The sequence below is a fragment of the Catenulispora pinisilvae genome, from assembly GCF_015356865.1.
GTDB lineage: Bacteria > Actinomycetota > Actinomycetes > Streptomycetales > Catenulisporaceae > Catenulispora > Catenulispora pinisilvae.
Genome location: NZ_JAAFZA010000297.1, coordinates 1 through 11,246 on the forward strand (window position 1 = coordinate 1; position 11,246 = coordinate 11,246).

8 protein-coding genes are annotated in these 11,246 nt (G+C 72.2%); 2 read left to right on the forward strand and 6 right to left on the reverse strand.

Annotated features, from left to right (window positions below):
• The 3 genes from IZR01_RS52745 to mshB form a co-directional block, all read right to left on the reverse strand.
• A partial coding sequence (locus IZR01_RS52745) for a peptidoglycan binding domain-containing protein (protein WP_194927260.1) occupies positions 1–2,490 on the reverse strand: 2,490 nt, incomplete at its 3' end.
• A 377-nt stretch (positions 2,491–2,867) separates the two neighbouring features.
• Positions 2,868–3,410: a hypothetical protein gene (locus IZR01_RS43685; RefSeq protein ID WP_194898571.1), complete on the reverse strand. Its 543-nt coding sequence runs from the start codon at positions 3,408–3,410 to the stop codon at positions 2,868–2,870.
• A 29-nt stretch (positions 3,411–3,439) separates the two neighbouring features.
• Complete coding sequence (gene mshB, locus IZR01_RS43690) at positions 3,440–4,414, reverse strand: N-acetyl-1-D-myo-inositol-2-amino-2-deoxy-alpha-D-glucopyranoside deacetylase (RefSeq protein WP_194898572.1); 975 nt, start codon at positions 4,412–4,414, stop codon at positions 3,440–3,442.
• 292 nt (positions 4,415–4,706) lie between these two features.
• Between mshB and IZR01_RS43695 the strand changes: the two genes are divergently transcribed.
• On the forward strand, positions 4,707–6,878 hold the full coding sequence (locus IZR01_RS43695) for a S9 family peptidase (RefSeq protein WP_194927261.1): 2,172 nt from the start codon (positions 4,707–4,709) through the stop codon (positions 6,876–6,878).
• A 92-nt stretch (positions 6,879–6,970) separates the two neighbouring features.
• On the opposite strand, the gene IZR01_RS51715 is transcribed toward IZR01_RS43695, so the two are convergent.
• The gene (locus IZR01_RS51715; protein ID WP_194898574.1) at positions 6,971–7,339 is read right to left on the reverse strand and encodes a hypothetical protein; all 369 of its coding nucleotides are present in this window, start codon (positions 7,337–7,339) and stop codon (positions 6,971–6,973) included.
• Between IZR01_RS51715 and IZR01_RS51720 the strand changes: the two genes are divergently transcribed.
• Complete coding sequence (locus IZR01_RS51720) at positions 7,326–7,757, forward strand: DUF4232 domain-containing protein (RefSeq protein ID WP_228561255.1); 432 nt, start codon at positions 7,326–7,328, stop codon at positions 7,755–7,757. The two genes, IZR01_RS51715 and IZR01_RS51720, sit on opposite strands and share 14 nt — an antisense overlap.
• A gap of 124 nt (positions 7,758–7,881) precedes the next feature.
• On the opposite strand, the gene typA is transcribed toward IZR01_RS51720, so the two are convergent.
• Both typA and IZR01_RS43710 read right to left on the reverse strand, forming a co-directional pair.
• Positions 7,882–9,777 (reverse strand): translational GTPase TypA, encoded by a 1,896-nt coding sequence (gene typA / locus IZR01_RS43705; protein WP_194898576.1) that lies wholly within the window; start codon positions 9,775–9,777, stop codon positions 7,882–7,884.
• Positions 9,778–9,921: 144 nt separating this feature from the next.
• Positions 9,922–11,246: outer membrane protein assembly factor BamB family protein (locus tag IZR01_RS43710; protein WP_194927263.1), on the reverse strand; the 1,325-nt coding region annotated here is incomplete at its 5' end.

Here is an 11,246-nt window from a genome sequence, read left to right on the forward strand (position 1 = left end):
GGCCGGGACCGGTGCCGGTGCCGAAGCAGGGGCGGAGGGCGTCGGCGTGGCCGGCGTGGACGAGTCCGAGGGGGCCGAAGAAGTCGAAGAATCCGAGGGACCCGAGGAATCCGAGGGAGTCGAGGACGGCGAAGGAGTCGAAGGGGACTGCTTCTCGTGCGATCTCGCGTAGCGATGCGTGGGCGAGACCGCGGTCTTCTCCGGCACGATCGCGTAGGCGGCCGGGGCCGTCGGCAGGACACCGGCCGGCCCGGCCGGGCTCATCGCCGCCAGGCGCGCCGAAGCCACACCGTTGTCGAAGGCGGAGAGCACCGCGTCGACCGCCGCGTCGACGTCCACCTGGCGCCCCGGACGCGGCGCGATCGGGGTCGGCACACCGCCGGGGAAGATCACGCTCCCGTCGACCATCGGCTTGTCGAACCCGGCGGTCAGGTTGGTCAGCGCGGTCTTCAGCGCGTCGCGGTCGACGCTCACCCGCAGCGGCACGTCGCGGCCGGTACCGGCGAGCGCCGGGATGGCGACGGTCGGATCCGTGCGGCCGGACGCCGCGGCGGCCACGGTCCCGGCGTAGTCGATGTTCAGCCCGGACTGGTTCGGCACGAGGCGGAACGTGGTCCCGTCGGCGGTCAGCTGGATCGGCGCGTTCAGGGTCGGGCCGAGCGCCGCGGAGAGCTTGGCCGCGGCGGCCGTGCGCGACATCCCGCCGATCGCGACGCCGTCGACGATCGTGCCCTTGGGCACCTGCCCCTCGAAGGCGAGGGCGGCGCCGTAGAGGGTGCCGAAGACGAGCGCGACGGACACCCCGGAGATGACGGCCAGCCGGCCGCGCCGGCGGCGGCGCGGCGAGCGGTGGTGGTCCGGGTGGTGGTCGGACCAGTGTCCGGTCGGCAGGACCTTGGTGTCGTCGGCGTGGTCGGCGTCGTCGATGAAGTAGTGGATCTGGTCGCTGCCGCCACCGCGGGTCGAACGAGTCGAACCAGCCGAGCCCCTCGAACCACTCGAACCGCGCGGGCCGGCCGATGCCGGTGAGGTGCCGCCCGCGGTCCCGCGCGGCGGCGTGGCGACACTGGGTCCGGTGCGCGGCGGGGCGGCACCGGGGCCGGTCCGCGGCGGCGGAACCGGCCGCGTGATCGCCGGAGCGGTACGCCGGAAGTCCGCCGCCGAGAACGCGGCGGCGCCCATCGGCACCAACGCCTCCGTCGACGGGTCGTAGAACGAGGACTCGCCCGAGGAGTCGTGGAAGATGCCGCCGAGGTACCGCATCCCGACCGGACTGCGGCGGGCGGCGGCGTCGTAGCCGGGGACCTGAGTCGGCACGCCGTAACGGCCGGCCGCCGCGGGCCCGGACGACGGCGCGCTCGGGGCGTACTGGCCGGGCATCACAGGAGGCTGCGACACCTCGGTTCCCGTTACCCCGCCGCCCTGTGCGGGCACCGCGGGCGTAACAGAACCGGCGGCGGCAGCGGCTCCACTGGCGCGCTGCGCCTCCAGTTCCCGGCCGATCGCGTCGAAGTCCCCGAAGAACTGCTCGACGGTGTCCGACAGCAGGTCCGCCTCGGCCCGGCTGGCCAGGTCCGGCGGCACCGACGCGGTGAGCCGCGCCGACCGCTGCACGGTCAGCACGCCGCCGAACGCCGCGCCGGGCATCGGCACGACCATCGTCGCGGTGGTCAGCGCCAGCACGTCGCCGGGCAGGGCGTTCGGCTTCGCGGGGCTGACCCGGTGCAGCATCTGCGAGGCCTCGACGACCGTCTCGATCGCCGCGTCGCCGCGCAGGGTGGTCGAGGGGACCGGGGGCGCGTCCGGGAGCTTGATCCGTAACAGGGCACTGGCCTGGTCGGCCGGCACGACGCGCAGCGGGCCCTCGTTCGGTGCCCACTGCGGATCCCCGGGCTGGGGTTCGGCCGCACCGCCGCCGAAGCCGCCCGGGCCGCCCGGGCCGCCCGGACCGGACATCTCGGCCGCGTCGCCGGGCCCGCCGAACCGCTGCGGCGGCACCCCGGAATCGCCGGCCATCGTCGCATGGCGGCCGGAACTGCTCAGCCGGTCTTCGCCGCCCGCGGCGCCACCGGATTCGGCGAACCGTTGCTGCGCCGGGAAACCACCGGAACTGCTCAACGTGTCAGCGCCGCCGCCGAACCCGGACATGAGACCGGTCCCGTAGTCGCCGCCCGCGCCGTACTCGAGCCCTGGCACGCGCGAAGGTGCCGTCTCGCCGCCGAGCCCGGGCGTCGTCCCGGTCCCGTAGTCGCCACCGCGATAGTCCCCGCTGCCGTAGTCCCCGCTGCGGTAGCCACCACCGGAGTCCCCCAACGGATCCGTCGACGCGGGGGCGCGGAACATCGAGGCGTCGTGGAAGCCGGTGGCACCGGGACCGGGTCCGTCCGGCGGCGGCACCTCGTCGCGGAACAGCGGAGCGCCGCCGAACCCGAAGTCGGGCTGCCGGTCGGGTTCGTCGTCTGTTGGGCGTCGGGGAAACTCGTCGTTCAAAGTCGGTCGCCTCTGTCAAAGGTCGGTCGCGCAGGGCCATCGGGCAGGGCCTACTAGCTGTGCCATCTAGCAGCGCGCCACCGGCCACCGAGAGTGTTGCTCTGATCACAGTACTGTGATCAGCGGTGGTCACAGGGGCGTACGGGTGACATTGCCACGGCGATGCGGCGCTGACCCGCCGGAATCCGGCAAGGCTTCACTCGATCGAGCGAGTTTGTCCCACCCGTCTCCCACCGCCGCCCGTTACGGAGTCGCTACGCGACGCAGTGCTGAATCGGCTTGAGTCCGGTGCCCAAATGCCTGGTTTCGGCGTTTTCGACACCTCGGCGGACGGCCGGCGGACGATCAGCGGACCGCCGCCGGACCCCGATGGGCGCTCAGCGCGAGCGCTTCGCGGCGTTCTTCGCGATCCGGTCGGTCAGCTGCCACTGGTACACCAGCACCGCGATCCCGAAGGCGATGACAAGGCCCCCATAGACGAAGATCTGGGCCGAGGAGGTGTTGGCCAGGATCACGTCGCCGGAACTGCCGACGCCGAACATCAGCACCGCGATCACGAGCAGCCAGCCGCCGGCCGCGATCCCGACGGCCCGCGGCATCCGCAGCAGCGTCCCGGCGACCAACAGCAGCAGCGTGAGCAACGCCAGCCCGATCAGCGCCCCGAAGGGGAAGGCGAAGCCGGGGGAACCGTTCCCGGTGGCCGAGGCCGGGTCCGTGGCGTCCAGCAGGCGCGGGCCCGAGCCGCCGATGCGCACCGTGTAGCCCTGGATCATCGTGCCGATCAGCCCGACCACGACGCCGGCCCCGCCGAACCCGGCCAGCGCCAGCAGCTTCCCGCGCTCGGACTCCGTACCGAACCGCGCCGCCGCCAACAAGCCGACCAGGCCCACCAGACCGGCCAGCACCACGACCACAGACACTCCGACCTCCGCCGCGCCCGAAACGTCCATCAGCCCTGAGAAACCCCGGAAGCGGCCCCGTCGGCGATCCCGAGGCCGGCGAACAGATCCTTCTCCAGCTCCGGCTCCGAGCGGTCCTCGAGGCCCTTCACCAGCTGGTAGTACTCGTGCGCCATGAAGTTCATGCCGATCGCGTTGGAGAGCGCGAAGAAGCCCTCCTCCATCGTGATCTGCGTGGGGTAGGCGAGCATCGCCTCGCGCTTGTTCGCCATGTACGCGCTGCCGTCGAAGCAGGTGCTCACCAGCGCGTCGTCGGTCCCGAACGGCAGGTCCTCCACCGACTCCACGGCCACGAAGTCACTGGTGTCCCCGGCTTCCTTCAGCATCCGGATGCTCTCGGCCAACACCGACTTGGGCATCGCGGTCCAGTAGATCTTCGCGATCTCCCAGGCCGGGCCGTGCTCCGGCGCGAAGGCCGGATCGGCCGCCAACTCCGCGGCGCGCATCGCGACCCGGTGCGCCTGGATGTGGTCGGGATGGCCGTAGCCGCCGTTCTCGTCGTAGGTGACCAGCACCTGCGGCCGGATCTCCCGGACCACCTCCACCAGGTGCCCGGCGGCCTCGTCGACGTCGGCGTGCCAGAACGTGTGCGGCTTGTCGTTGGCCGGCGTCCCCATCATCCCGGAGTCCCGGTAACGGCCCTGGCCGCCGAGGAACCGGTGGTCGGACACGCCGAGCGCCACCATCGCGTTGACCAGTTCCACCACCCGCACGCCGGCCAGCCGGTCCTCCCGGTCGGCGGCCAGATGCGCCAGCTCCGGCACCAGCACCTCGCCCTCCTCGCCGGCGGTGCAGGTGACCAGCGTGACGTGCGCGCCCTCGGCGGCGTAGGCGGCCATCGTGGCACCGGTGCCGATCGCCTCGTCGTCCGGATGGGCGTGGACGAGCAGCAGACGCCGGCTGGCCGTGGGGCTCGTCCGCGGCGGCTGGGCGGCCTCCGAGGACGGGGGCGGGTTCGCGGTCATAGGGCAAGGGTACGCATACCTCCCCTGCCGCTCGCGGAACAGCCCGGTAAGGGTTACGACCCTTAGGGCGACCAAGGGATGGTGGCCGGGCAGAAAATCGGCGGAGCTCCGAGCCTGGCCGCACCGGTCCCTTGCCATGCGCTGCGCTTACGGCAAGCCAAGGACCCACAGCCAACACCGGGCTGAGGGTCCTTGTCCGGCACGCCCAGCCTCGTTCCCGCCGAGTTTTCTGTGCGCTGCGCCGGCGCTGCCGGCTCGCCAGACCGGCCACCATCCCTCGGTCGCCCTTAGCATGGGCGACATGGCTGACACCCCCTCCTTCCCCCGGCATTCCGCCCGGACCCAGCGCTTCACCCTCGGCGTGCCGCGGGCCTTCAGCATCGCGCCGGACGGCACCCGGATCGCGTTCCTGCGCGGCAAGCACGGCACCGACACCGCGACCTGCCTGTGGGTGCTGGACCCCGGCACCGGTGCGGAGCGGCTGGTCGCCGATCCGGTCGCGCTGCTCGGCGGGGCGGGCGAGGAGCTGACCGACGAGGAGAAGGCGCGCCGGGAGCGGTCGCGGCAGGGGGCGGCCGGGATCGTCGGCTTCGCGGTGGACGCCGAGGCGAGGCACGCGGCGTTCACGCTGTCCGGCCGGCTGTTCGTGGCCGACCTCACGGCCGCCGATCCGGCGCGGGCGGTGCGCGAGTTGGACGCCGCGGCCGGGGTCGCCGACCCGCGGCCGAACCCGACCGGCACGCACGTGGCCTACGTCGCCGCCGGCGCGCTGCGGGTGATCGGCATCGACGGCTCCGGCGACCGCGCGCTGGCCGAGCCGGAGACGGACACCGTCACCTACGGTCTGGCCGAGTTCATCGCGGCTGAGGAGATGGAACGCTTCCGCGGCTACTGGTGGGCCCCGGAGGGCGACCGGCTGTTCGCCGAACGCGCCGACGAGGCGCCGATCCAGACCTGGCACATCTCCGACCCCGCGAACCCGGGCAAGGAGCCGGCGGCGGTGCGCTACCCGGCCGCCGGGACGAACAACGCGGCGGTCTCCGGCGTGGTGCTCGGCCTGGACGGCTCGCGGGTGGACGTGTCGTGGGAGGACTCCTCCCCCTACCTGACCACCGTCCACTGGTCCGCCGGCGGCGACCCGGTGCTCGGCCTGATGAACCGCGAGCAGACCCGGATCACCTACGCGCTGCTCGACCCGGACAGCGGCATGGTGACGCTGCACAGCGAGGAGTCCGAGCCGCGCTGGGTCGACATCTTCACCGGCGTCCCGGCGTGGGTCTCCGGGCCCGATGACGGCGACGACGACGCCTCGGCCTCGCTGGTCACCGTCGGCGCCCGCGAAGGCGCCAACCGCGTCCTGCTCGACGGCGAGCCGTTGACCCCGCCGGAGCTCCAGGTGCGCTCGGTGCTGGCGGTCGGCGAGCACGGGGTGCAGTTCACCGCCAGCGCCGACGACCCGGCCGAGGTGCACGTGTTCCTGGCGTCCCGGGACGGCGTGGTGCGTCAGCTCACTGAGACGTTCGGCGTCCACTCCGCGGCCTTCGGCGCGGATCTGGCCGTGATCACCTCGACCTCGTTCTCCGAGCCCGGCTCGACGGCCCGCGTGGTGCGTGTGGACGAGGACGGCGATACCAAGGACCTGTGCACGGTCGGCAACGTCGCCGAGCGCCCCGGGCTGAAGCTGAACGCGACGATGGTGCGGCTCGGCGAGCGCGGGCTGCGCGGCGTGCTGATCCTGCCGACCGGCCACGTGCCGGGCACCAAGCTGCCGGTGCTGATGGACCCCTACGGCGGTCCGCACGCGCAGCGGGCGCTGGCGGCCCACAACATGCACCTGGCCTCGCAGTGGCTGGCCGACCAGGGCTTCGCGGTGCTGGTCGTGGACGGCCGCGGCACCCCGGGCCGCGGGCCGGAGTGGGACCGGGCGATCTACCGCGACTTCGCCGGCCCGGTGGTGCAGGACCAGGTGGACGCCGTGCAGGCGGCGGCCGCGCAGCACCCGGACCTGGACCTGACCCGGGTGGCGATCCGCGGCTGGTCCTTCGGCGGCTACCTGTCGGCGCTGGCCGCGCTGCGCCGCCCGGACGTGTTCCACGCCGCGGTGGTCGGCGCCCCGGTCACCGACCAGCGGCTGTACGACACCTGCTACACCGAGCGCTACCTGGGGCACCCGGACACCGAGCCGGAGGTCTACCGGCGCAACTCGGTGGTGAACGGGACCGAGCCCAGCGGCTGGTCCTCCCAGCAGCGTCCGCTGATGCTGATCCACGGCCTGGCCGACGACAACGTGGTGGTCGCCCACACCCTGCGGCTGTCCTCGGCGTTGCTGGCCGAGGGGCGTCCGCACGAGACGCTGCTGTTGTCGGGGGTGACCCACATGACGCCGCAGGAGGTCGTCGCGGAGAACCTGATGCTGCTCCAGGTCGATTTCCTCAAGCGGGCGCTTTCCTCAACCGAGCGCTGAAGATCTCCACCAGAGATCGCCGCGGGGAAATCTCCACGAGTTGAGATGCATGACTCAACCTATCCGGGTGACCAGGCGTCTACTGGACGCAGTCACCCGGGAAGGTTGAGCCTAATGAACCGTATCTCCGTTTTGTTCGCTGCCGGAGCGCTCAGCGCCGTCGCGTTGACCGGATGCTCCAGCAGCGCCTCCAAGAGTGCCGGAAACGGCACGCCGACGCTGGGCAGCACGAGCTCGGCGGGCAGCGGCGCCAGCACACCAGCCACCACGGGTTCGTCCGGCCCGGGCGGCAGCGGCGGGGCGGGCTCGGCTTCGACGTCCGCTTCCAGCCCGGCCGCCGGCAGTTCCACCGGCGGCAGCGGCGGCAACGGCGGCCAGTCGAACGCCGCCGCACCCACGTCCGCGGCGGGCTCCGCGCACAACGGCGGCGCCTGCACCACCGCCGAGATGCCGAACGGCACCTGGCGCGGGGTCGCGGGCAGCGAGGGCGCCGGGCACGTCGCCGCCGACATTTCCCTGCAGAACACCTCGGGGCACAGCTGCACGATCAGCGGCTTCCCCGGCGTCAGCCTGCTGGCCTCGAACGACCACCCGCTGCCGACGAACGTCATCAAGGACGACTCGGTCTCGGTCACCACCATCACGGTCGCCCCCGGCGCGTGGGTCCACTCCGAGATCCGCTACTCCGCGGACATCCCCGGGCCCGGCGAGCCCGAGAGCGGGCAGTGCGAGCCGACTACCGTGCACGCGCTCGCGCAGCTGCCCGGGGACAGTGCTTGGACGCACATCACGCTGGACAATCCGACCCCGGTTTGTGAGAAGGGCGAGGTCCAGGCGAAGCCGTTCGTGGGTGGGAAGTCGAGCCCGACTGGCGGGTGAGCCTGAGGCGGGCCAACGACTTTCGAGCAAGGTCGAAAGCTGACCCATCAGCACCGGCAAAAACCAAGGCGGCCGCCGCGGGAACCCTCCCGCAGCGGCCGCCGTCTTCAGTCTGTCGGCTGACTCAGCCCTTGCCCTTGGCCGCGCTGCCCCGCGAGCGACCGCGGATCTGCTGGCTGAGCTCCACCTTGCGGATCCGCACCGTGTCGGGGGTGACCTCCACCGCCTCGTCCTCGCGGATGAACTCCAGGGCCTGCTCCAGGGAGAGCTGGCGGGGCGGGATCAGGGTCTCGGTGACGTCCGAGGTGGAGGAGCGCATGTTCGTGAGCTTCTTCTCCTTGGTGATGTTCACGTCCATGTCGTCCGAGCGGGAGTTCTCACCGACGATCATGCCCTCGTAGACCTCGGTGGTGGGCTGCACGAACATCGTGCCGCGCTCCTGGAGGTTCATCATCGCGAAGGGGGTCGCCGAGCCCGCGCGGTCGGCCACCAGGGAGCCGGAGGTGCGGGTGCGCAGTTCGCCGTACCAGGGCTCGTAGCCCTCGAACACGGCGTGGGCGATGCCGGTGCCGCGGGTCAGGGTCAGGAACTCGGTGCGGAAGCCGATCAGGCCGCGGGAGGGGACCACGAACTCCATGCGGACCCAGCCGGTGCCGTGGTTCGTCATGGTCTCCATGCGGCCCTTGCGGTTGCCCTGGATCAGCTGGGTCACCGCGCCCAGGAACTCCTCGGGGGCGTCGATGGTCAGGCGTTCCACCGGCTCGTGCAGCTTGCCGTCGATGGTCTTGGTGACCACCTGGGGCTTGCCGATGGTGAGCTCGAAGCCCTCCCGGCGCATGGTCTCCACCAGGATGGCCAGTGCCAGCTCGCCGCGGCCCTGGACCTCCCAGGCGTCGGGGCGCTCGGTGGGCAGGACCCGCAGCGAGACGTTGCCGACCAGTTCGCGCTCCAGGCGGTCCTTCACCAAGCGGGCGGTGACCTTGGTGCCCTTGGTCGGGCCGCGGCCGACCAGCGGGCCGGTGTTGGTGCCGACGGTCATCGAGATCGCCGGCTCGTCGACGGTGATCAGCGGCAGCGGGCGCGGGTCCTCCGGGTCGGCCAGGGTGTCGCCGATCATGATCTCCGGGATGCCGGCGATGGCGATGATGTCGCCGGGGCCGGCCTTCTCGGCCGGCTTGCGCTCCAGCGCCTCGGTCATCAGCAGCTCGGTGATCTTCACCCGCTCGACGGTGCCGTCGTGCCGGCACCAGGCCACCTGCTGACCCTTGCGGATCTCGCCCTGGTGCACCCGGCACAGCGCGATGCGGCCCAGGAAGTTGGAGGCGTCCAGGTTGGTGACGTGCGCCTGCAACGGCGCGCCCTCGGTGTAGGCCGGGGCCGGGATGGTCTCCAGGATGGTCTTGAACAGCGGCAGCAGGTTGTCCGAGTCCAGGTCACCGCCCTGGCCGTTGCCGGAGGAGCCGGGCACCGGCTTGGTCAGCGTGGCCTTGCCGTCGCGGGCGATGGCGTAGACGATCGGGAACTCGATCTGCTCCTCGGTGGCGTCCAGGTCCATGAACAGCTCGTAGGTCTCGTCGATGACCTCGTCGACCCGGGAGTCCGGCCGGTCCACCTTGTTGATCAGCAGGATCACCGGCATCTTCGCGGCCAGCGCCTTGCGCAGCACGAACCGGGTCTGCGGCAGCGGCCCCTCGGAGGCGTCCACCAGCAGCACCACGCCGTCCACCATGGACAGCCCGCGCTCCACCTCGCCGCCGAAGTCGGCGTGCCCGGGGGTGTCGATGATGTTGATCACCACGTCCTCGCCCTCGGGACCGCGGTAGTGCACCGCGGTGTTCTTGGCGAGGATGGTGATGCCCTTCTCGCGCTCCAGGTCGTTGGAGTCCATGGCGCGCTCGTCGACGTGCTGGTGTTCGCCGAACGCGCCGGACTGCCACAGCATCGCGTCGACCAGCGTCGTCTTTCCGTGGTCGACGTGCGCGACGATCGCCACGTTCCTGATGTTGTCGCGTGTGGGCATGCCTGAAGGCTCCTTGGCAGAGGGGGATACCTACCCATCGTACGGGGTCGGGAATCCTTCCGCTTACCGTCAGTACCCGGGCGTCCGGCGTGCGGGTAAACTCCGAGCCCGGGCACCGCCGGTCATGTGGTGACCGTCACACCCTCAGCCCTTGGCCAGGATCATGGTCAGCAGCGAGCCGGCCGAGGTCACCACACCCCCGCTGACCGCGATCCACACCGGGTCCGCCGCCACTTCAGGCCTGGTGGCCGCGTACCGCCACCGGGTCCGTCCGGTCGCCAGATCCACGGCCCACCAACCGCCCTTCTGGTCGCAGACGTAGACGTTGCCGTCCGCGATCTGCGGCGTGCCGCCGTCGGCGGACGTGACGAAGGACTCGGTGCCCTGCGACTGCCACAGCACTTTGCCGGTCTGCGCCTCCACGGCGTAGACGCCGCGGCGGGACAGGGCGATGACGGCGGAGGAGTCGGGTGAGCGCGTGATCAGCGAGACCGTGCCGGCGTCCCCGGCCGGCTCGGGCAGCTTGGAGGTCCACGCGTCCTGGCCGGTGGCCGTGTTCCCGGCGGCCAGGACGTCGCCGTCCGGCGTGCTGCTGAGCAGGACGTACCGGTCGCCGGCGGAGACGGCCTTGCTCAGCGACACATGGCTGTAGTCGACCGATGTCCCCAGTTGGTGCGCCCACGCCTGGTCGCCGGTGTCGACGTCCAGGGCCGCGGCGGTCACCGGGGTGTTCGGGTCCGGCGATCCGGCCGCGAGGACCTGCTCGCCGCCGGCGGGCACCGTGAGCGTGGCGTACTGCACGCCGGCCTTGTTCCACACGCTGCTGCCGCTGGCGACGTCCAGGGCCCACATCGCCGGCGTGCTCCCGGCCGTCCCGACCACGAACACCTTGCCGCCCAACACCCCGGCGACCCGCACGCCCGTCAGGGGGCTCGGGTCCGGGGGCAGCGGTGTGGTCCAGCGCGGGGAGCCGGTCATGAGGTCCAGCGCCAGCACGGCGACCTGGCCCGGCGCACCCCCCGCAAAGGAGGCGACCAGGTAGACGACCCCGGAGTCGACGACCCCGTTGCCGGAGCCCGCGATCCCGCCGGCGGGCAGCGGGCCCCACTTGGCGGACCCCCCGTAGTCGAAGCCGGTGACGTCGGAGTCGGTGGCCACGACGAGCATCCCCTCGGCGGCCGCCAGCGACGTGACCCGCCCGGTGGTGTCCTGCGTCCAGAAGCTCTTCGCCGAGGGACCCTGCAACTTGCCGAGCGCCCCGGTCGGCGGCGGCAGCGCTCCGCCCGGCGGCAGCGAACGCTGCGCGGGAGTCGGCGGCACCGCGGCACCGGCCGCGGAGGTCGGGGAGATCGCGGCCGTGGACGGCGCCCCGCCGAGGGCCGGCTCGGAATCGCGTGTGGACGTGGTCCCCGAGCTGCCGCCGAGCCCGACCGCCAGCGCCGCGCCGCCGCCCACGACGACCACACCGC